1 pseudogene is annotated in these 405 nt (G+C 63.5%); it reads right to left on the reverse strand.

Features of this window, described 5'->3' with window-relative positions:
- Nucleotides 1-271, reverse strand: a pseudogene (locus tag HMPREF3092_RS04235) (dihydroxy-acid dehydratase); the annotation flags it as partial.
- Nucleotides 272-405 lie beyond the last annotated feature (134 nt).

Consider the following 405-nt stretch of genomic DNA (forward strand, 5'->3'; position numbering starts at 1 on the left):
GGTCGAGCTCGGCCTGATCAACGTGCAGGTCGATCGAACGAGCGGCGATGTCAACGGTGATCCTGTCGCCGTCTTCGACAAAGGCAATCGGCCCGCCGTCAACAGCTTCCGGAGCGACGTGGCCAATGCACAGCCCCGTCGAACCACCCGAGAAGCGGCCGTCGGTGATGAGCAGAACGTCCTTGCCGATTCCGGCACCCTTGATCGCACCCGTGATGGCGAGCATTTCTCGCATACCCGGACCGCCCTTGGGGCCTTCGTAGCGGATGATGGGCTATGACTCCGCGACGATGGGCGATGAACGCGAAGCACGCATTCTGCTGCAGGCAACGTCGTTTGGCGCCATCGTCAGCGTCTACACGTCAAGCGCGGTTGCCGCCGGACTCGCACTGACCGGCAACGGAG

The sequence above is a fragment of the Brevibacterium sp. HMSC24B04 genome, from assembly GCF_001806835.1.
In the GTDB taxonomy this organism is placed as follows: Bacteria; Actinomycetota; Actinomycetes; order Actinomycetales; family Brevibacteriaceae; genus Brevibacterium; species Brevibacterium ravenspurgense.